Annotated in this window: 23 protein-coding genes; 20 read left to right on the forward strand and 3 right to left on the reverse strand. The window is 35.7% G+C overall.

Features of this window, described 5'->3' with window-relative positions; genetic code table 11:
* Window positions 1-17 precede the first annotated feature (17 nt).
* From MKY95_RS10010 to MKY95_RS10040, 7 genes are all read left to right on the forward strand, one after another.
* Complete coding sequence (locus MKY95_RS10010) at window positions 18-236, forward strand: helix-turn-helix domain-containing protein (RefSeq protein WP_339198499.1); 219 nt, start codon at window positions 18-20, stop codon at window positions 234-236.
* 228 nt (window positions 237-464) lie between these two features.
* Window positions 465-1,619, forward strand: coding sequence for a ParB N-terminal domain-containing protein (locus tag MKY95_RS10015; protein ID WP_339198501.1), 1,155 nt, complete (start codon window positions 465-467; stop codon window positions 1,617-1,619).
* A 15-nt stretch (window positions 1,620-1,634) separates the two neighbouring features.
* Window positions 1,635-2,216: a hypothetical protein gene (locus MKY95_RS10020; RefSeq protein WP_339198505.1), complete on the forward strand. Its 582-nt coding sequence runs from the start codon at window positions 1,635-1,637 to the stop codon at window positions 2,214-2,216.
* A 100-nt stretch (window positions 2,217-2,316) separates the two neighbouring features.
* Window positions 2,317-2,967, forward strand: a complete 651-nt coding sequence (locus tag MKY95_RS10025) for a hypothetical protein (RefSeq protein ID WP_339198508.1) — start codon at window positions 2,317-2,319, stop codon at window positions 2,965-2,967.
* A gap of 246 nt (window positions 2,968-3,213) precedes the next feature.
* Entirely contained in the window at window positions 3,214-6,051 is a 2,838-nt protein-coding gene (locus tag MKY95_RS10030; protein ID WP_339198511.1) for a hypothetical protein, read from the forward strand.
* Between the two features lie 7 nt (window positions 6,052-6,058).
* Window positions 6,059-6,805, forward strand: coding sequence for a hypothetical protein (locus MKY95_RS10035; protein ID WP_339198514.1), 747 nt, complete (start codon window positions 6,059-6,061; stop codon window positions 6,803-6,805).
* A 335-nt stretch (window positions 6,806-7,140) separates the two neighbouring features.
* Window positions 7,141-7,683: a hypothetical protein gene (locus tag MKY95_RS10040; protein ID WP_339198517.1), complete on the forward strand. Its 543-nt coding sequence runs from the start codon at window positions 7,141-7,143 to the stop codon at window positions 7,681-7,683.
* Between the two features lie 84 nt (window positions 7,684-7,767).
* Here MKY95_RS10040 and MKY95_RS10045 read toward each other — a convergent pair whose 3' ends face one another.
* The 3 genes from MKY95_RS10045 to MKY95_RS10055 all read right to left on the reverse strand — a co-directional run bounded on the left by MKY95_RS10045 (window position 7,768) and on the right by MKY95_RS10055 (window position 8,525).
* On the reverse strand, window positions 7,768-7,968 hold the full coding sequence (locus MKY95_RS10045; RefSeq protein ID WP_339198520.1) for a helix-turn-helix domain-containing protein: 201 nt from the start codon (window positions 7,966-7,968) through the stop codon (window positions 7,768-7,770).
* A gap of 11 nt (window positions 7,969-7,979) precedes the next feature.
* A complete protein-coding gene (locus MKY95_RS10050; protein WP_339198523.1) occupies window positions 7,980-8,138 on the reverse strand; it encodes a hypothetical protein in 159 nt (52 codons plus the stop codon).
* A gap of 210 nt (window positions 8,139-8,348) precedes the next feature.
* Window positions 8,349-8,525, reverse strand: coding sequence for a hypothetical protein (locus tag MKY95_RS10055; RefSeq protein ID WP_339198526.1), 177 nt, complete (start codon window positions 8,523-8,525; stop codon window positions 8,349-8,351).
* 839 nt (window positions 8,526-9,364) lie between these two features.
* On the opposite strand from MKY95_RS10055, the gene MKY95_RS10060 reads away from it, so the two are divergent.
* The 13 genes from MKY95_RS10060 (at window position 9,365) to MKY95_RS10120 (ending at window position 20,568) form a co-directional block, all read left to right on the forward strand.
* Window positions 9,365-9,679, forward strand: coding sequence for a hypothetical protein (locus MKY95_RS10060; protein ID WP_339198528.1), 315 nt, complete (start codon window positions 9,365-9,367; stop codon window positions 9,677-9,679).
* A 716-nt stretch (window positions 9,680-10,395) separates the two neighbouring features.
* Complete coding sequence (locus tag MKY95_RS10065) at window positions 10,396-10,551, forward strand: hypothetical protein (protein ID WP_339198531.1); 156 nt, start codon at window positions 10,396-10,398, stop codon at window positions 10,549-10,551.
* Window positions 10,548-10,814 carry a hypothetical protein gene (locus MKY95_RS10070; RefSeq protein WP_339198534.1) on the forward strand — a complete coding sequence of 89 codons (267 nt, stop codon included), beginning with the start codon at window positions 10,548-10,550 and terminating at the stop codon, window positions 10,812-10,814. Before MKY95_RS10065 ends, MKY95_RS10070 begins: the two co-directional genes overlap by 4 nt.
* Before the next feature lie 32 nt (window positions 10,815-10,846).
* Window positions 10,847-11,047 carry a YonK family protein gene (locus MKY95_RS10075; protein ID WP_339198536.1) on the forward strand — a complete coding sequence of 67 codons (201 nt, stop codon included), beginning with the start codon at window positions 10,847-10,849 and terminating at the stop codon, window positions 11,045-11,047.
* Entirely contained in the window at window positions 11,044-12,258 is a 1,215-nt protein-coding gene (locus MKY95_RS10080) for a hypothetical protein (RefSeq protein ID WP_339198538.1), read from the forward strand. The genes MKY95_RS10075 and MKY95_RS10080 overlap by 4 nt, the downstream gene beginning before the upstream one ends.
* A 201-nt stretch (window positions 12,259-12,459) precedes the next feature.
* Entirely contained in the window at window positions 12,460-13,350 is an 891-nt protein-coding gene (locus MKY95_RS10085; protein ID WP_339198540.1) for a hypothetical protein, read from the forward strand.
* Window positions 13,347-15,119: a terminase family protein gene (locus MKY95_RS10090; protein ID WP_339198544.1), complete on the forward strand. Its 1,773-nt coding sequence runs from the start codon at window positions 13,347-13,349 to the stop codon at window positions 15,117-15,119. Before MKY95_RS10085 ends, MKY95_RS10090 begins: the two co-directional genes overlap by 4 nt.
* Window positions 15,120-15,139: 20 nt before the next feature.
* Window positions 15,140-16,660, forward strand: coding sequence for a hypothetical protein (locus tag MKY95_RS10095; protein WP_339198547.1), 1,521 nt, complete (start codon window positions 15,140-15,142; stop codon window positions 16,658-16,660).
* A 12-nt stretch (window positions 16,661-16,672) separates the two neighbouring features.
* Window positions 16,673-18,040 (forward strand): hypothetical protein, encoded by a 1,368-nt coding sequence (locus MKY95_RS10100; RefSeq protein ID WP_339198550.1) that lies wholly within the window; start codon window positions 16,673-16,675, stop codon window positions 18,038-18,040.
* 18 nt (window positions 18,041-18,058) lie between these two features.
* Complete coding sequence (locus MKY95_RS10105) at window positions 18,059-18,586, forward strand: hypothetical protein (protein WP_339198551.1); 528 nt, start codon at window positions 18,059-18,061, stop codon at window positions 18,584-18,586.
* A 30-nt stretch (window positions 18,587-18,616) separates the two neighbouring features.
* A complete protein-coding gene (locus tag MKY95_RS10110) occupies window positions 18,617-19,633 on the forward strand; it encodes a hypothetical protein (RefSeq protein ID WP_339198554.1) in 1,017 nt (338 codons plus the stop codon).
* Window positions 19,634-19,680: 47 nt separating this feature from the next.
* A complete protein-coding gene (locus MKY95_RS10115) occupies window positions 19,681-20,160 on the forward strand; it encodes a hypothetical protein (RefSeq protein ID WP_339198556.1) in 480 nt (159 codons plus the stop codon).
* A gap of 12 nt (window positions 20,161-20,172) precedes the next feature.
* Window positions 20,173-20,568 (forward strand): hypothetical protein, encoded by a 396-nt coding sequence (locus tag MKY95_RS10120; protein WP_339198559.1) that lies wholly within the window; start codon window positions 20,173-20,175, stop codon window positions 20,566-20,568.
* Window positions 20,569-20,577: the final 9 nt, after the last annotated feature.

Raw genomic sequence — 20,577 nt, forward strand, 5'->3', positions numbered from 1 at the left:
CGAGAGGATATTGAGAAATGAATAAAGTTATCAAGAATGCCGAAGTCAAAGAACGTACATTGAAATTAATTAGAGAGAGAGGCGTGATGCAAGCCTTTCTTGCTGAAATTATTGGAATCTCTAGACCAGCACTTTCGAGCTTCTTAAGAGGGATAGGAAAATTGAAAGAGACAGACATTGAGAAGCTGGATGCATTAATTGATACATACTATACAAAGTTGCCAGTGGAGGTTTGACCGATGAATACGAAAGGTGGTGGTTAAGGTGTAGAAATTGTTGCTTTAGGATTTAATAAGAATAAAAATAAAAAAATATTGAAGATATTTATGATTAACTTTTAGCTATTGAAAAATATTTGAAATGGTGTCTCTGCCAGAATTAGTTGATCGAGAAGAATTTTTAACTAAGGAACATACTGTACCATCGACTGGTGAAGAGAAAACCAAGAAAAGGAGAGAATTTATATGGGAACAATAAACATTAACAAATTAAATCCACATCCTAAGAATGATTTTTACTTTACCGACATTACTGGTGATAAGTACGAAGAAATCAAACGTAGCATTGATACATATGGTATACGCGATCCATTAAAAGTGACAACTGCTTATACAATTATCTCAGGACACCAACGTTATCGTATTGCCAATGATTTAGGACTACTGGAGGTTCCAGTAGAGATTATGGATGTAGATGAATGGCAAGCTGAGTACATGCTAATTGCTGAGAATACAGAGCGTAGAGGGGAAGCTGAGAGTGATCCGGTTAAGAAGGGGAGACAAGGTGCTTTCTTAAAGGAGTACTGGAAGGCAGGAAAGGGAAGAAAAAATTTAATGGGACCAATGGTCCTAATTAAAGATATAGCTGAGTCTATGGGCGAATCAGAACGTACTATGAAGCGTCTCATCAAACTTAATGATTTAATTCCAGAAATTCAGACACTTGTATCTGTTGGCTCTATTGGAGTTAGGGCAGCCGAACAGTTGGCGTATCTGACAGAAGAAGAACAAACCTCATTGTTCAACCTAAAAGAAGGAAACATAGACAAACTTACACTTGAAGAAAGTAAGCAAATACGAACTGAAATTGAAAATCTCAGAGACACGAATCAACTTTTGCAAGACACAATTACATCATTAAAAGAAGACAATATACCCAAGGTTGTCCATCGTGATGTAATCAAAGAAGTCGTACCAGAACATGTCACAGCAGAAATTAAGCGCCTTAAAGAGCAATATGAAGCCACTCAGAACAACGAGAAGGCATTGCAGTCAGCTATAGGCAACATACAAAGGGAAAAGGAGTCTCTTGAGCGATACATAGAGTCGGATGATTTTGAATTATTGAACACTCAGAAAAAAGAGGCATTGCTTAAATCCCAAGCACATGTAAGTATGTTTGAATTGCAAATTAAGATTCAGAAATTCCTAAAGGAAGCCGCACCTTCACTGTATTTACAGGGAGCCATGGCATGCGTAGACAGAACAGTTAAAAGAGAGCTACTTGAAGCGGCAAAGGCACTGGAAGAATACACTAACAACCTTATTAATTATGTAGGCAACATTGAACGTCAACAAGTTAAAGAAGTTATTGATGTAACAGAATACGAAGTTAACTAAAAGGAGAATGAATATATGAAGAATAATAAAAAAAATGATTTGCAAAAAATGAACCCTAACAATACTAGCATTAAAACGCGGGATGAGCTCGACATTGCCAATGATGAATTTCAAAATGTTAAAATCCAGATTCAAGCACTGGGAGAATTTATGGTAAAACTGTATAACGAGACTCGTCAAGACAGCCGTGTTTCAACTGGACAAGTGAAAGTGCTGAAACGTGAAATGACCAATAAGGCCACTAGAATTACAAAAAACATGTTTCCATCACTAGAAGAAGATAGATCGCGTAAATCAGAATATTATAAACAATGGATTAAAGTGATTCATGGTTTGTGGTCTATTTACCGTAACAGAGTCAATGACCGTGCATGTGGATTCTCAGAAACACCTAGAATTAAATTCAATGCCGCAGTAGATTACATCGATACTTTGTCATTGGCAGATTATATGGCTTACCGTGACTACAGATGGAGTGACATTCAGCAATTTTACTACGAAGCCACTGATGAAGATGAACTAACCTTTGAAGCCATTGTAGAAAACTACAAGCAACAACTCTTGAACAGTATGAGTACTATGAGAATGATTCAATAAATATACATACCCGAATTCATAACGATCACGCCATAGCAGCACAACATAGAGGGTGGGTTAATCTCACTCTCACATAATAAAAATAGGGAGAGGTGGATACTTGACTCAAAAAAGTATAAGACAGATACATCTACCTGACGAATCAATTAGAGATCCTAGCATCACACCAAATGACTTTACGCTGTTACTCTACTTGAAAGCAGCCATTTACGATCATAATTATAAATATTCTTTCTATGAGGATATCAACAAACTGAAATACTGGGTCAATATAAAGGATAACAAGACGTTAAAGAAGTCACTTTTAAGCCTTTACGACTCAGGTTATCTACTCATTAAGACACCGGATAAATTTGTTCAAGGTAAGCCCGTCAATTTCTCATTGAATAAATCAAAACTTGATACAGAAGGAAAAACATTTACAATGCTTCCTATCACAATTCTTGAAATGGTAAGAGATACTACAATAACTAGGGAAGCAGCACGATTGCTTTATTATTACGAAAGCCGAATAAACAGAAAGATTCCTAATCGTCACTTTTGCTTTCCGTCTGAACAAACAATCTCTAGAGAAACCAACATTAAAGATCCTAAAACAATTCGAAAGCACAATAAACTCCTTTCACAGAAATACTTGATTAAGATAGAGAAACACAAAATTACTTGGGATTATCAATATGATGAAAATGACATGCCTATCTTCAACAAGTACAACAATCACTACTATGTGAATCTAGATAAAATGTGTTGAAATCTCCTACAGGGAAATCATCCAAGATAGACAGGGAAATTATCCAAGATGTATAGGGAAATAATCCAATATACACAGGGAAATCCTCTTGGAGAAAATCACCCGTAATAAGTATTACTATAATTTAGACTTTAGACATGTATACACAGTATTTACAGGTGGCTTCGCAAAGCTAATCCACCATGTTTGAAATTGTTTTTTTTGATGTTGTTTGAACTCTAATTAAATAAAAAGGAGGATTTATTTTTGGCGAAACACAAACTAAATCAGAGTCATGTTTTGAAAATAAATTCCACACGAATAAAGAAGGAAAAGTACAATCTAAATTTACCACTAGAACAAGCACGAGAGAATAAAGAAATTGTTTCACTTGGTAGTAGTCAGACATTACGTTTCATTCAGGGATGGGAAAAAGAGCATTATAGTCTAGGTGAGGACTTTGATCGTGAAAGAGATATACATAGAATCAAGATGGAAATCAAAAGATTACGGAAGTTGGATACTAACAAAGAGAACAAGCGCAACATTGCATCACTGTACAAAGAATTGAATGAACGGTTGCATAATCAACACTATGCAATGATTGTTATGAAGTCAAAGAAGGACTTTGATAGATTGTGTTCAAAGAAAGGTTTCAAAATTAATGGTCACAACTATAAACGTTTGCTTGCTACTACTGGAGGTGGCAAAGACTCAACTGTAGTGTTTGTAACAAATGACGTGTATCCATATCTAAAAGAACGTTTGAATATGGGTAGAGATATCACAAAGAGAATGGTTCCAGCCAAGCTCGAAGCGTATCAAGCACTCGCGTGTTCAGCAAGCACACTTTTATCAAATCCAAAAGGAGTATTAATTGTACAGGATGCAATGACCTCATTTAAGTCAAATGTTATTACCATTGACGACAGGTACTCAGATGCCCCTGTTATTGAAGAAATTAAGGATTATTCTTTTGAGGGTGACAGTGCTATGAACGCTTCAGACGGATTTGGATTAATGTTGCCAGATCGAAGTAGAAAGTGGAGTGAAGAATTGGGTATTGATGGTTATGCCAGTATGGTTGTCCGTCATGGTTACACCAAAGGTGTTTTACATCCATTCGATTTCCTTGACTATGCTGAGAATATTGCTAAGTCATACATGGTTCAAGACGCATGGGGAGTTACAAGGGATATCAGGGACTATGATGTGATTCTAACTACATCAATGATGAAGCTGTGGGATTCGTATACGAGCTTAGAGCATGTAAAAGAGTGTTGGGATAAGTTTGGCTATGCCTTTGCTGTAACCAAGACCACACCTGAGAACTTGGACAATGAGGGCGATTTGAATTATCAGTTTATTCAATCGCTAAAATTGTCAGATAGTGAAATTGATCAGTTAATTAGTCGAACAGTAACCGAGATTAAAGAAGTACTTGGTGGAGACTATAGGAAGACACTGCTTTATCTTAGAGGTAAAAAGATTAGTGAGAAAGATGTGCTACATGATAATCCAGACTTCATACAAGCTTTAATGATTGATAAAGAAATAATAAACGATCCATTTGTTCGTAAACATGTCTACAAAATGATACATAAAAGAATTGATGAAGCTAAAACAGGCGTACTCAGGGTTAAGGGGAATTTCAGTATGATGTCTGGTGATCCGTATACATTGTGTCAAAATATATTCGGTATGCCACTCACTGGATTGTTAAAGGGTGGAGAATACTACTCTAAGTACTGGATTGAACGTAAAGTCGAGAAGATAGCAGCGTTTAGAGCGCCAATGACCAACCATAACAATATTCGTGTATTTAGAATGAAGGAAGACAAGGATACATCATATTGGTATCGCTATATGAAGAACGTAACAATCCTAAACAGTTGGGATACAGCTACTCATGCCTTAAACGGTGCTGATTTTGATGGCGACCAAGTATTTACAACAGATGATGAAGTGATCATGAATAATGTCCATGAATTGGATGCACTTGTATGCATGCAGAAACCAGTAGGAAAAGTAGTACCCACAGAAGCAGATTTGATTGCTGCCAATAAAGCAAGTTTTGGTGATGAAATTGGAATTACAACAAACAGAATCACATCTATGTTCGATGTACTGTCTAGATTCGATGAAGACAGTGACGAATACAGAGAAGTGAACTACCGTATCATGAGTGGTCAGATGATTCAGCAAAATGTTATCGATAAGACTAAGGGAATTGAAGCAAAAGGCATGCCGAAAGAATGGTATACCCCTAAATTGAGCTATACACCTATCGTTACTGACGAAAAGGGAAAAGCAATTACTGATGAAAACGGCAAATACATACCACTACCAGAAACTGATGAAGATAGAGCTAGACGAGAATTCAACCTGAGCATAGTTGTTGATAAGAAACCATACTTCTTTATCTGGAAAAAAGATTCATCAGAATTAGGAAATTACAAGAAATACATAAAAGCAGTTGAACGCAATTGCTCAATTAGATTTGGTATTAGTTTTGAAGAGTTGAAAAGAAAGACTGATTTAAATAAAAAGGAAAAAGCGTTTCTTGATGACTATCATCGAGATATTCCAGTCTCAATTGCTCAATCAACGATGAATAGAATTTGTTGGAGAGTTGAAGAAGCATTTAAGGATGTACCTAGAGATGTAAAGACAAACAATTTTGATAAGGAAATACTTAAAACTGATAAAAAGTATTCTCAAGCCCGTTTCAAGGAAATTAAAGAGTTATACAAGAATTATAGTGCAGAGGTAAAGAGCTATATCCTGAGCATGAAAGATGTCATAAAAGATAGTGAAGAAAAAGAAGAAGCGAGACGTATGTTCTTAAAGAGATTTAGAGTAAAAGCATTGAGTATTTGTAACAATGAAGAGGATCTGTGTAACATGGTTGTTGATTTGTGTTACAAGACTGATAATTCAAAGCAGTTTGCATGGGATGTGGCTGGAAAGCAAATTATTCTCAACCTGTTGAGAAAGAACAGATATACATTTAACTTCCCTGTACTCGATGAAAAGGGAGAAATTGAATACAGTGGCAACAGATTTAAAATGGTCGAAATTCAAATGGAGGTTGATAATTATTAATACAGTATTGAATGAACGTTATGAAGCAGAGGAAATTTTGAAATCAGGAAAAGTAGACAAATACCCTAGGAAGACTATCAATAGCCTTGCTAAATACTTTATTGCTGAAGGGTACACTTCAAAGGAAACTGAGGATTCAATTGATGAATTTCTAAAGACACACATGCACAAGTATAATTCAGTTCTATGGTATAAGGATATCACTAAGATTGTTCAAGGTAATAAAAATAGAATTAAAAAAAGAGTAGAAGCGAATAAGGAACCGCTTATAGAAGTTGAAGAGGTAGTAATCACTCAGGACGAATTAGATAGTATACAGCAGTTAAAGAGTATTCGACTCGAAAAAATAGCATTCTCATTTCTTGTGTACGCTAAGGTTGCAAACCAAAAGAACAATAAAAATACATATTGGATTAATGAAGATGTATCAGAGGTAATGAAGGATGCAGGAATAAAGGACGGATTAGTAGAGCAAAATAGAATGATGAATAAGTTGATTCAGTTAGAATATCTAGAGACTCCATTTAAAGCAGCTTCAACAAGTTATCGTGTTACATACGGTAATGAGGATAGTAAAGCAGTGATTACAATTAAGGACTTTACCCACTTCATTTACGAATATTTGAGATATAAGGGTGAGAATGTAGGTAACTGTGGAGAGTGTGGAAGATTGTTAATTAAAAAATCCAACCGTCAAAAAAGATGTAAAGTGTGTCAAAAGAGTTTTAAACGTAAAAATAATATTAAAAAATGAAAATGTAGCATGTTAGAAAACGCTGAAATCCCTTGCCCTATCTGGGCTGAGAGGTTTTACTAGATACGTCTGTAGTGGAGGGGAAGATATGGTTTTCTCCTTCCTCAACTCCGTATTATTCTTCATTCATTTTAAGTCCCTAATGCTAGTTACGGGATGACTGTCTATAGGCAGGCCGTTGCTCTCCGGTTAATGAGAGCCTCCTTTCCTATTGTGTAATGAGGTGTATACAAAATGAGGAATGATACTCAAGTATTTCAAGGATATCTGGTTGCTAACAAGATGAGCTGTGATGGCTCCACAAATAAGAATATATAAAAGGGAGACGTTACAAATTGATTATTACTAAAGAATATTATCCACCTGTTAAAATTACTGACAATGAGGGAAACATCAAGTTTCAATACAAAGGTGCCGTCAGTTCAGAAGGCAATTCATTTGATGAGTCAACTAAATTTACAATTAGTGACAATCAGAGGAATATCAAAATCCAATACAATAATGGTAATTTGTTTGTAGGAGATAGTTCAAGCACTGTTGCCTCGCATGTAACTGTATGGGCAGATAGTGGTCTATGTAGTCCACATCCCGAAGGTGGTACTGGATCCATTGGAAATGAAGAGTGTGAGATTCAATATTTAGACGAAGACACAGAATATGCAATGTCTATTATCGAAGATATGGAATATCCACTAGCCCTATTTGAATGGAGCAAAGAAATGGATAAGAAGTATCGTCAAGAACTTTGGGATACTAGAGATTTGTCATTGCAGTCTATTCGTGAACTGAGCTTGAAATATCCTGATTTTCTTGAATGTACTTGGCTTGATGCTGGACGAATGTTGGAATATCTAAATGATGTAATTGGTACTCAATGATTTGACAGTGTTCGGGATATATTCCTGAACATGATCAAGTTTTTGATCGTTAAAAGAAAAAGAAAGAAGCCCAATTGATGAGCTTCAGGATTGTTTCGGGTTAGGTTGATCTTTATATACAAACCATGTCTTTCCACGTTTACGGGCTATGACTTTACCGTCACTACACAGGTGCTTGATACGTACAGGAGATAGTCCCCATAACTCGCTTGCTTCTTCAGTTGTCATGATACGTTTCATGATATTGTCCATGTCTGATTCAATATGTTCTCTTTGTGATTCCATGAAATACACTCCTAACGTCTACGTATTAGTTGTACTACATTATATAGACCCAATACAACAGCAGCGCTACCAATAATAATATTGAACGTGTTCTTTTCCATGAAGGCAAGTACTACAATGGCAATGATAAATGCTAATATTGTTAATGCTATATTAATTGTTTTGCTCATCTATACACCTCCGTGTATTATCCTTATCTGTTATCTTATCCTAATTAAATTATACATCAACCGTTATCGGTTGTCAAATATCTATGACGAAATATTAAACTTTATTTAATTTCAATTATTTGAAAATGTAACACGTTGCATATAGTCAATAAGATTGTGTATAATTAAGGAGTAAGAGGAACCCTATTGGATTCCTCTAGCTTGTTAGACCTATCGGTGAGTTCTACTTCTTGGCGGGAGTTGCTCACCTTGTCCATTCAGCGCCTGTGCTTCTTTCAGGCGTTTTTCCTTTTTCTCTTCTTTCTTATCCATCCTACCCACTAGGAAGATTGTAAGGTTAAGGATGAATCCGAGTGTTGGGATGATGTAGGGTAGTAGTTCTTTCATTTGTTATCACCTCCTCTTCTTTATATACTTATTATACCACAACCGATATCGGTTGTCTATATTTATTTTCATTCTTAAAGTATTTTGTACTATTGTTGGCTTTGGAAATATGTCCATTCATAATTAAATTGAAATAGAAAAAGACCCCTGAAATTTCAGGAGTCCCAAGTAACCTACATCGTGGCTAAATATGTACTTACAGCATAATGTTTGTTATTTTAGTTTACGTAATCTAAACAGTCCAATGACAGAAATAACAAATGTAAGGAAGCTTAATGTTCTCACAATATTACTGGTATATGAGTTTGTATAGTTAATAAAGAAAGTGCTAATTGCGGCAATCATAAGAAATACATATACAATAGCTGTTGGTGTACGTTTCATGTATGTTTCCTCCTGTTCATGAGATAATGTAAGGCGTTGCATATACTATGTCTATGTTATATAATTATTGTAGGTCTAGAGGAACCATGTAGCTCAGTTCCCCTAGTGTTGGTGCTACTTGCGGTGTTTATCCTTTCGTGGAGGATATACGCCGTTTTTCATTTCCGCTTGTTGTTCCTTCAAGCGTTCTTCCTTTTCTTTTCGCCTGATTCTTCGTTCGGTTATGATGAAGGTTACAAGCGAGAGGATGAGTCCAAGTGATTGTATTATGTATGGAATGTACTCTTTCAAAGTGTTCACCCCCTCTCTTCCACTTCTTTATTATACTACATCCAACCAGTGAAATCAAATGTATATTCATTCTTAAAAGGAGTTTTGTTGTTGTTATATGCATTGATAAGGTATTTGTTATGACATATACTGGATACATCATATAGAGGGATGGTGTATGCGATATGACTAACAAACTCCATGGATGGTACATAGAGGATGATATTCTGACCATTAGAATGATGGTCGAAACAGAGAAGAGTTTCAAATATGATTTAGTAATCACAGTTGATAGACAGAACAAAACTTATAACTATGTAGACAATCCATATTTTGAAAATGAAAAAATCAAAAATGAAAATCAAATTTCAAATGAGGAAATGGAATCGGAATTGGCTGAGTGTGTGAGTGGTATATTATTAGGATTGAGTACCACACAGAGTTTAGTAGATGACCCTGACTATGTAGAGTACACAGACAGCATATTGGACTGGTTATAGTTATGAGACAGTGAGTGATAATGTGGTACGTATGAGAGATGGAATAGTGATGAGTAATTAAGTTGTTAACAATATAGTTGTGGGTAGTATACTTGTAGATAATATAGTTATAAAAAATACCATTGTGGATAATATGTTGATAAGTCATGATATTCGGTTACACTGTTACCCTCACGATAATTAAGCATAGCCCCCCATACGGATTAGAAATTGTGAAAATTCAAAGCTAAATCCTCAAATTTGGTAATTTTTTAACAATTGTTGATCCATTCTTGAGTCATTCCGTCAAGGTGTAAGAGTGCGTCCTAAAGAGTATACAAGTAAGGTTGTGTATTCCTTAGAGATAGGATGGGGGGTATATTTACACCCAAAATCGAGATTGAATTTCCAAATATTCCGACAGCACTTATCCCTACACCGCAATGTTGGATTTCTGCTTTATCCCTAAATTTCAGCCTGTTTTATATCGTAAATGGTGTCGTACCCATCATCGTAAACTCCGCATAAACACTGTTTTTTTCACCTATTTTCCTATCCAAAATCCACCTCAAATTTACTCGACACAACCAATATTCATCACGTTTACATCCATAATTCCTTGATACATAAGCTTTATCACGATATCAACACACCAATTACATACGATTTCACACTTAACCCTTGATATATAAGGGTTCTTTGTTGTTTCACGATATAACCTAATTTGGAGGACGATAATGAATCTTAAAACTCAATTAGCAGCTACTCCAATTGTATATGGTGATGTTGCTAAACAAATCAGAACGGAAGCAAGTAAGCCCACAAGTGATTTAGCTAAGCGTAATGGTAATCGTCTAATCCAGTACTTTGACAAAAGGATGATCCGTAAATGATTAAGCCTATTCGACCAACTAAAGCAAATCTAAGTGATACAGAATATGAACAGTTTAATGAGTATGCAGGTAGCACCACCAAGACACAGAGTATTGGAATGGACAATATGAGACTTCACGTATCTGAATTTAGAAAACACACTAATCCTGAAATGAAGAAAGCAGCAATCCTAACTGGTGGATCATTGAAAACTAAGAATCAAATTGATGCACAGGAGATTTGTTGTGAAGTCAGAGGTAATTTGTATAAAATGAATCGTTAATCTAATAAATATATAGGGAGAGTATATATACAATGGCAAAGAATAAAGACACGAAGAATGTGAACCGTACTGGTGTACTCTGTATGGATGATATGACTATTACTTATAAAGACAAAGATAATACAACCATTTTCAATCTCGAAGCACTACTACAAGAGTTTGATGGTGAGCAGTTTTCAATCACATTAAGTTCAGACTTTAGCCCTAGCCATGTACTGGAGACTACTGAATGATCCATAACGAACTTTTAAAGCAATCTGATGAATCAATCAATGATTATCTAATTCGACTAGGTGACAATCAAGAGTTGTACGGTTTGACATGGGTTCAGACTGCTGACCTACTTAACAAAGAGTCAGGTGATGAGTATTCAGAGTCTAGATGGCGTAAAAAGTACTCTGCATATCTGGAGTGGAAACCTGTTGTACTTGAGAAATATACTAATAATGAAGTTGTAGATGAAATTAGAGATGCAACTATTGAATTAAAAAAAGAGCGTAATAAGCTTCAAACTGAAAAAATTGAGTATAACAAAATGATTCGTGAGCAAGGTAGAGCGGATTTGCTTGAAGAAAAGATTGTAGAAGCAGTAATTAATCGCCCAACTATACATATTCCAAACATTCATATCAAAAAGAATAATGTAAAACGTGACTTTCTTTTCCCCGTTTGTGATCTCCATGACGGTGTCTCCTTTAAACTGTTTGGATGGGAAGGTGAACTTCTCAACGAATACAGCCCAGAGATTCTAGAGCAGCGTATGTGGAAGTTGCTTGAAGAGTTTGTTTCTATTAACGATAAGCAAAAAATTAACCATGTCACACTTCCCAACTTAGGCGATAGCATTGATGGCATTCTTCGCATGAGTCAGTTAATGAGTCTAAAAATGGGAGTCACTGATTCGGCAATCCATTTTGCTGAATTTATGAGTCAATGGTTAAATGAGTTATCTAAATATTGTTTAGTTGACTACTACTCAATCTTTGGCAATCATGATCAGCTTAGACTCCTGTCAGGCAAAAGAGATGAATTCCCACATGAAAATGCTCAAAAGTGGATTACTAAGTTGATTTCAGCAAATCTAAAGGATAATAAGAATGTTTCAGTAACTAACTGCAATGAATTTATGTACCTTGATATTCTTGGCACAAAAACGTTGGCTGTCCATGGCGAGAACGAAAAGAATCTAGAAAACAGTATCAAGGATTACTCTTTAACGTATAGTAAACCCGTCCATCTATTGTTGAGCGGACATTTGCATCACTCACACGAGAAGACTATTGGTATGAATGGCGTAAGAGATATTGAGTATGTGCAATCCCCTTCTATTATTGGTATTGATGACTACTCACTTAAACTTAAAAAGACATCGAATGCTGGTGCTAAAGTAATGATTATTGAAGAAAACAAAGGTCGGACACTTACATATAACATTAGATTGTAATTTTAAATGACTGATGTCCTTATAGGACTTTGGTTCAACTAAGCAAGAATACATAAATCGATCACCTGATTGCTAACACAGAATCGGGTTATTTCTTATTTGTTTTTGTAAGTAGGTTGTTCCTGTATTAAGGAATGTAAAACGGGCTCTCCCTCCCAACCCTACTTATTTTTTACATCGGGAGTCAAGGAAGGTGAACGAATGAGTAAGACAACAGTTAAAATTACATGTATGTACTGTGGAGAAAGCAAAGCAGGACATAGTAATTATTATACAAATGTTAATCCATTGTTTAAGTCAGAAAGACTTCAGATATGTAAGAATTGCATTACTGACTTTATAGGCAATAAAGAAGATAGTGATCATTTAGATAATGTAAAACTTGTGTTGGCACTAATGAATCGTCCATTTTTGGAGGCGACATGGATTGAGTCCAAAATGGATTGGAGTAAGTACATTCCAAAAATCTCATCTTTGCAGCAGCATAGTAAGTTGAGATATAAAGATTCAGACTTCGGATCGGAATTTAAACAAACAACACAGGCATTCCCTGACGAGAGCTTAGGCGTTAGTGAGGAAGATTTGAGACAACTTCGTCATATGTGGGGTAAAGGCTTTGAACTAGAAGATTATCTGTATTTAGAATCTGAATACGAAACATTTTTAAACTCATACGAGTGCGATTCATATGCTCAAGAGATGCTGTTCCAAGAAATTTCACATAAGAAACTTGAGATCAGGAAGCTTCGCGAAGAAAACAAGCCCACAGATAAAGAATTGAAAACACTACAAGAACTGTTGGGTTCTTCAAACATTAAGCCAGTACAGGAAACAGGTGCTAATGCCACAGAACAAGCGACCTTTGGTACATTGATTAAGAAATTTGAAAATGATAAGCCTATCCCTGAGCCAGATGAAGAGTGGAAAGATGTTGATGGGATCAAACAATACGTAAACATTTGGTTTTTTGGTCACTTAAGTAAGATGCTAGGCAAGAAGAATAAATACTCTGAGATGTACGAAGAGGAATTAGCAAAGCATACTGTAGACACTCCAGAATATGATGCTGAAATTGAAGAGAATCAACTATGAGCGGATACAAGAATTTTCAGGTGAATAGAAATAAGTCATCAAGAGGGAACGATGTCTTTAAAAAAAGTCGGAATTTTAATAAGAACACAAATAAAAGCGATAGGCTTATGAATGGCGTGGGCCTATGGGCTAGTTTTTATCGTGCTAACCCTCACAGATTTGCTAAAGAATACCTCGGAATTAACCTCAAGCTTTTTCAAATGATTCTTATCTATATGATGAATCACTCTTTTTATTTCATGTATATAGCAAGTCGTGGACAGGGTAAGACTTGGCTTACTGCTATTTATTGTGTGATTAGGTGCATCCTTTGGCCTGAAACAAAGATAGTTGTAGCCTCAAAAAACATGAAACAGGCAAGAGAAGTTATAGAAAAAATAGATGATTTGAAAAAGAACTTGCCTAACTTAGCAAGGGAGATATCGGATTTATCAACTTCTTCTAATGACCCTAGAGTTGAATTTCATAATGGTAGTTGGATAAAAGTGGTGGCATCGAACGATGGAGCGAGAAGTAAGCGCGCAAACTGTATTATTGTCGATGAATTCGTAAAAGTAGATCTAGACATCATCAATAAAGTACTCCGTAAATTTCTCACAGCTCCTCGTCAGCCTAAATACTTGAATAAACCCGAATACGCCCACTTACAAGAAAGAAACAAGGAAATATATTTGTCTTCGGCATGGTATCAGTTTCATTGGTCATGGAATAAGTTCAAAGGGTATGTTAATTCAATACTAAATGAAAAGAATTATTTTGTATGTGGCCTTCCTTATCAATTAGCAATAAAAGAGAGTTTGCTAATGAAGGATCAGGTGTTGGATGAAATGCAGGAAGACGATTTTGACGATATTGCCTTTAGTATTGAGATGGGCTGTTTGTTCTTTGGGGAGTCTGAGAAAGCGTTCTTTAAATTCGAAGATATCGAGAAGAATAGAAAAATAAATCAAGCTGTATATCCAAAACCTTACTATGACTTACTAAAAGATCCTTCGTTTAAATACATACCAAAAAAAGATGGCGAAATCAGAATACTATCATGTGATATAGCAACCATTGAAGGTAAGGATAATGATGCATCAGCATATAGTTTAATTCGATTAATACCAAACCTTACTGGAATGAACAGATATGTTTCATACATAGAGAGTATGACTGGTGGACATACGGTCACTCAAGCAGTCAGGATCAAACAACTTTATGATGACTTAGATTGTGATTATGTCGTCCTTGATACACAGAGCGCGGGAACTGGTATATTCGATAACTTAGTTATTCCTCTTGCAGACAAGGAACGGGGAATAGAGTATGAACCTTGGAGCTGTATTAATGATGAAAAAATGGCATCAAGATGTAAGTATCCGTCTGCTCCGAAAGTAATTTATAGTATTAAAGCCTCTCAACAATTCAATAGTGATACAGCAATCGCAATGCGTGATGGATTGAAAAGAGGTAAAGTACATCTGCTTGTAAATGAGACCGATGCCAAGGAATATCTTAGATCATTAAAGGGTTATTCTTCATTGCAGGTTGAGACTCAAGTGAAACTGGAGAATACATTTATTCAAACTACGCTTCTAGTTAATGAAATGATCTCTCTAGAAGGAGAACGAACAGATAGCGGATTGATTAAACTGAAAGAGCCTTCAGGTAAAAGAAAAGACAGGTATAGCTCAATCTCATATGGAAATCAGATTGCTTCAGAGATTGAAAGATCTTTGCAACAAACAGATGAATATGATGATGATGATGAACTAGTTTATTACTAGAGAGGAGGTGTTAAGAATTAATGGCAAATATCGATCCTTCAATTGAGAGGGAATATGGTGCAAATGAAAATCATTTAGACATAGATTCGTTTATTTCTCAGATGTTTTCCAAAGGCATAGTTAATACTGTCGACGCTAAACTGTTGAAAAAGTATTTTTCAAGCCCGGATGCATATCAGAAAGAAATTGAAGGTGTCGTACAATATTTTTATATTGCTTATGCCGAAGTTTCTCAAATGATTGAACTTGTCAGAACTCTTCCTTCCCTTAATTATAAGACTGGAGTCTTCGAAAGCAGCAATAAACATGAGATAAATCTGTCTACAATTAATAAGTTCATGTACAAGATTAAACATAAGTCTCTGACTCGTGACATTGCAGTACAGGAAGTAGTCGCTGGCTCTTTAGTCGGAATGTGGATGGGAGAAAAGAACAATCTTTATCCAGTAGTTTTTGATAATTTAAAGTACATCTATCCTTCACACAGGATACAAGGGGAATGGGTAGCTGTTATGGATCTGGCTTACTTTGATGACTTAGTTGAATTGAACGAAAATCAAAAAATTGCTCAAGCAGAAGCCTATATGAAATACATTCCTAATTTAAATTATAGAAAGTATCTGACAGACAAGACAAACAATGATCTGCGATATATCGAACTTCCTTCGGAAAGAACATTTGTACTAAGAACGAGAACTGCTAAGAGAAATCAAAAACTTGGTACAAGTTGGGGAACTACAGGCTTGATGGATATCATTCACAAAGATCATCTTAAGAATATGGAAAAGTCAGTCGCTAACAAGATAATCAATGCGTTGGCTGTATTAACTGTAGGTAGTGAAAAGAATAGCAAATATGCAAACCTTGAATTAAGGAAAGATGTAAAAAGAAAGATACATCAAGGTGTTAAAAATGGATTAGATAAAAATGATGCCAACGGAGTAACCCTTTTAACTATTCCTGAGTTTGCAAATCTTGTATTCCCTGACATGAAATCAGAAGCATTGGACCCTGATAAGTTTGATTCTGTGAATACAGATATTCAATCCTCATATGGACTCTCTCCTGCGATTTTAAATGGTACAGGAAGCAACTTTTCGTCTGCTAAACTCAATCTAGAGATCATGTATAAGCGTATCGGAGTCTTGCTTGAGGATATCGAAAGAGAAGTATACGGTAAGTTACTGAACTTGATTCTTCCGAATAAGGAGAAGGATAACTATTACATTGAATATGACAAAAATATGCCTATCTCTGGCGATAAACGACTTGAGATGTTGTATAAACTTCATTCGGAAGGTTTTGCTGTCAAGCCAATCATCGATACTTTAGAAGGTTTGAATTTCAATGAATACACAGAGCAAAGTATGCACGAACTTGAGATTTTGAAGCTTCAAGAGAAGATTAAACCCTACGCTACAAGTCATACTAGTTCTTCATCTGTAGATAGTGGTCGCAACGAACTATCAGATTCAGAATTAGAGAATGAAAATACAATTAAAACTAGAACATTGGATGCTAATAACGCTCCAGATTCTTAAAGGAGGTGAGAAATGAATAAGAAGAAGGATTTAAATTTAAAACTAAACTCAGTAGAGACAGTTGACAATGACCCAACCATTCTTAAGGCAACATATGTAATCTTAGATTTTGAAAAGTCTTGGAACAACACAATCATCAGTAAAGAAGTTGCTCTTTCACTTGCAAAAACAGTGAAAAATAAACCTATTGTTGCTAATTACATTCCTGTTACTCAGACTAACACCAACACAGACAACTTTACTGGACATGAAGCAAGTTTAGAAAAAGATAAATATGGAGTCGATCAAGTAAAAACGAATACTGCTACGATTGGAGTATTTACTACAGATGGATACATAACAACAATTAGTGTAGATGGGTTAGAAAGAGAAGTATTAGCTGCCGATGCAGTTCTTCATAGATCAAGATACAGTGATGCATGTGATTTGCTAATGGAATGGTATTCAAGAGGAGTCGATATTAAAACAAGCTGTGAGTTCCTATACTCAAATTTCTCCTTTGTAGATGGGATCGAGTATATTGATTTACCAGTGTACTTTGAAGGTCACTGTCATCTTGGAAGTGAATCCAGAGGTGGATATGATGCCGTTGCTCCTGCGTATGACTCCTCTAAACTGATCAGTTTCAATGAGTACAAGCAGTTTGAAAAGTTTGTTGCTCAAGCCAATACAAATACGAATGATAGAAAGGATACGGATATGCTATTTAAGAAAATTTTTGAATTGTCGCATAGTGATGTGCGAAGTCAAATCTATAAGGAGCTAGACCCAACAATTGGGGAAGATGCATACTCTTTTATTTATGACGTTTATGATGATCACTTTGTAGTGAACATTGAAAACAGCACAGAGTCAAAATATTTTGACTATAAGTATAGTAAGAATGATGAAGCTATTGTAATTGACTTTGATTCAAAGTCGGAAGTAAAAGAAAAACGGGAATGGGCTAAAGTTCCAGAGGTTCAAAATTTGCAAACTCAATTGAATGAGATTACTGAAAAGTATGAGCAAGCAAGTGATAAGTTGATTAAATTGAATGCTGAAATGGAACTTGTTAAACCATATAAAGATAAATGGGAACAAGAAGAATTTAATAAAGCACTTAATGAAAAAAATACATATTACAAAGCGAAGTTCAGCGCTGTTAATGCGGCAGACAAATTTGAGACAGACGAAGTGAAGGATTTGATTAAACAGGCAACTGTTAACAATGATGTGGGAACACAGGCCAAGTTGAAACTAAATTCTATGCTTGTGGATCTGGTAGAAGTAAAAACAAATACAAATAAAGATACAGGTTCATCTTTTATTCGGGAATACGCAAGTAAAACAGAAAACTTGATTCCAGAAGATGACGATTTTGATTCGAAATTTAAATAATATAACGGAGGCTATAAAATGGCTACAGAAAGACTTAAAGCACTAACTAAACAAGGCACACATGCAGTAGGACAGCTCAATAGTTGGAAAGTTGAGGATATCGCAAATGGAGCAATTGTTACAGCGACTCCAATTGACAACTTTACGATTGTGGAGTTGGGATTCAATGTTGAAGGAGAGCGTACTTGCATTCAGCTGTCAGATGTAAAAAACAAACAATATTTGATTGCTGCTCCTGAGCGTAGATATTTGGGTGAAGAGTTGAACGAATTCTTCAATGACGTAGGCGAACGTAGTCGGATTGTGCGCTTGCGAGATGGATTGCGCTATCAAACTTCTGCTTATACGGCTAATACTGGACTAACAGAAATTACAAAGGGTAATGTTGCACACTTTGATCCTGCTACTAAGAAGTACATTGTATCAAATGCTGCAAGTCCACATGCTGATTATACAGAAGCTCGGATTAAATTCACCGTTGTTGCCGATGAAAATGATACAGGTCTCGATTTAGGTACTGAAAATATTAGATTGGAAGTTCAGTAATACTGTTCTTATACTAGGAGGAAATAATAAATGATCTACAATGACACAAAAATTAAAGCACTGTTTAGTCGCGTACTTGATGTAAACAACACTTCAACGGATGATGAAAAGTACATTAGCGAATACTGTTCTCGTGTTTTCGGGGATGGGTCAAGCACTCCAGACCCTTCAATGCTACACCAATTTAATAACCTGATTGTTCAAGAGGCAGATAAGATTGCAAAACCAAAAGTAACAAAAGTAATTGAATTGCTTGCTAATATGATTCCTCGTAAGCTTGGCGATATTTATCAATACAAAATCCCACAAGAGCGCAATGCAAAGGTTGTTTGGGCAGCAAATGGATCAAGTGTTGATTTGTTGCGTTTGGCTGGAGCGAAAACAAAAGTAGCTACTCCTTATAAATTTCAAACAGGCTTTAGTTACGACCCTCTTGATTTAGTTAATGATTCGGTTGTGAATTTCCGTAAATTGGTTGATGATATTGGAGATGCTAAAGTCAAGCTGTATATGGAACAAATTTCTAAATTGTTCCAAAAGGCAATTACTTCAGGTGAAATCCCTGCTGCTAACGTTAAGAATGGTAGTAATATCTCTTTGGCTGATTACAATAAAGTGTCTTCTACATTACAACGGTATGGTGGTCGTCCTGTATTTATCGCTGACACTCTTTTGATTGATTATTTTGCAAATCAACAAACAACTGGTGTCTACAAAGATTTGTTGACTGACGAGCTCCGTGAAGAGCTTCGTACAGCACTTAATCCAACATCCATCGGTCGTACAACGGCTGTAAATTTGGTCAATCCGTTTACAAACAGTACAAATAGCAAAGTAGAGTTGCCTGTTAACGAGGGCTACATGCTTGCTGGTAGCGTATCTCAAAAGCCGTTCATTATTGTTGAGTATGGTGGCATGAAGCAATTCACAGAACAAGACCCAAGTGATGAGCGTATTAAATTGAAAATCACACAAGAAGCAGCAATTGAATTGCTATATGGTGAAGCAATTGGATATATCAAGGAAGATGCGGCTGTTAGTTTGTAAAATCATAGGGGATTAATTTCCCCTTAATATTATTCTAAGGGAGAACTATGATGACAGATTTGATTAAAATTGCACGTTATAGAAATACGCCGTATGTTTTCAATTTCAAACATAATGGTGGTACTAAAGTAAGTACGTATGAATGGGCTGGCAGTAAAAAAAGTAAGTTTGATATCAAGGAAATCCCCATTGAAGCTGTGAGTTGGCTTCAAATGAATAGTTCTTGCTTCAAGTCTGGAGAATTAGTAATTATCGATGATAATGAAGAAGCTCAACATATTGTCACTAATATGGGAGAAGACAAGGAATCGTATGTGAATAATTCTCATAGTAAAGAAGATATTATCAACTTGCTTAATGGTCATGCAGCGACAATGAAAAGTGCACTCGAAAAGATCAATGAAGCTTCTGAAAAGAGGTTCGTCATTGATATTGCTAAAGAAATGTCTGAAGAACTCAGTGGAGGAAAACTGAAATTTTTGGCTGAGTGGATGGATATTCCCCAAGATGTTTTGTTCGGCGAGTAAAGGAGGTTTTTTATGACTTCTTATGACGAAATATACGAAGAGTTTTTATCAAGGTGTAAGGTAGATGATATTGACTTACCAGACACTAATGAAAAGATATATGCAGTAATTCGAAGTGCTGTTAGAGACTTCAACAACAAAATGAGAACTCAAATTATGTGTGATGATGAACTGGAATCAGTCAATCAAAAATTAAGCGATGATGATCTTTTGATTCTCGCACACTATTTGAGATTAAACTTTCTTCGAAATCAACTAATTCATTTTTCAAGCACTTGGCAGCCATTTGCAAAAGATATTGGACTTAAAAACTTCCAGTCTCAATTGAAAGCACTGGAGACTTTGGTTTCAAATGAAAAAGAGAATATTAAAGAACTGATTGTCAATACTCTTGATGATTTTATGTAAGGAGACAAT

This window comes from Paenibacillus sp. FSL P4-0176, assembly GCF_037975265.1.
Classification (GTDB): Bacteria; Bacillota; Bacilli; order Paenibacillales; family Paenibacillaceae; genus Paenibacillus; species Paenibacillus amylolyticus.

Coding starts and splice junctions, on each gene's coding strand:
- MKY95_RS10010 (WP_339198499.1), top strand. CDS start 18: ATGAATAAAGTTATCAAGAATGCCGAAGTCAAAGAACGTACATTGAAA.
- MKY95_RS10015 (WP_339198501.1), top strand. CDS start 465: ATGGGAACAATAAACATTAACAAATTAAATCCACATCCTAAGAATGAT.
- MKY95_RS10020 (WP_339198505.1), top strand. CDS start 1,635: ATGAAGAATAATAAAAAAAATGATTTGCAAAAAATGAACCCTAACAAT.
- MKY95_RS10045 (WP_339198520.1), bottom strand. CDS start 7,968: ATGGAATCACAAAGAGAACATATTGAATCAGACATGGACAATATCATG.
- MKY95_RS10050 (WP_339198523.1), bottom strand. CDS start 8,138: ATGAGCAAAACAATTAATATAGCATTAACAATATTAGCATTTATCATT.
- MKY95_RS10055 (WP_339198526.1), bottom strand. CDS start 8,525: ATGAAAGAACTACTACCCTACATCATCCCAACACTCGGATTCATCCTT.
- MKY95_RS10060 (WP_339198528.1), top strand. CDS start 9,365: ATGACTAACAAACTCCATGGATGGTACATAGAGGATGATATTCTGACC.
- MKY95_RS10065 (WP_339198531.1), top strand. CDS start 10,396: ATGAATCTTAAAACTCAATTAGCAGCTACTCCAATTGTATATGGTGAT.
- MKY95_RS10070 (WP_339198534.1), top strand. CDS start 10,548: ATGATTAAGCCTATTCGACCAACTAAAGCAAATCTAAGTGATACAGAA.
- MKY95_RS10075 (WP_339198536.1), top strand. CDS start 10,847: ATGGCAAAGAATAAAGACACGAAGAATGTGAACCGTACTGGTGTACTC.
- MKY95_RS10080 (WP_339198538.1), top strand. CDS start 11,044: ATGATCCATAACGAACTTTTAAAGCAATCTGATGAATCAATCAATGAT.
- MKY95_RS10085 (WP_339198540.1), top strand. CDS start 12,460: ATGAGTAAGACAACAGTTAAAATTACATGTATGTACTGTGGAGAAAGC.
- MKY95_RS10090 (WP_339198544.1), top strand. CDS start 13,347: ATGAGCGGATACAAGAATTTTCAGGTGAATAGAAATAAGTCATCAAGA.
- MKY95_RS10095 (WP_339198547.1), top strand. CDS start 15,140: ATGGCAAATATCGATCCTTCAATTGAGAGGGAATATGGTGCAAATGAA.
- MKY95_RS10100 (WP_339198550.1), top strand. CDS start 16,673: ATGAATAAGAAGAAGGATTTAAATTTAAAACTAAACTCAGTAGAGACA.
- MKY95_RS10105 (WP_339198551.1), top strand. CDS start 18,059: ATGGCTACAGAAAGACTTAAAGCACTAACTAAACAAGGCACACATGCA.
- MKY95_RS10110 (WP_339198554.1), top strand. CDS start 18,617: ATGATCTACAATGACACAAAAATTAAAGCACTGTTTAGTCGCGTACTT.
- MKY95_RS10115 (WP_339198556.1), top strand. CDS start 19,681: ATGATGACAGATTTGATTAAAATTGCACGTTATAGAAATACGCCGTAT.
- MKY95_RS10120 (WP_339198559.1), top strand. CDS start 20,173: ATGACTTCTTATGACGAAATATACGAAGAGTTTTTATCAAGGTGTAAG.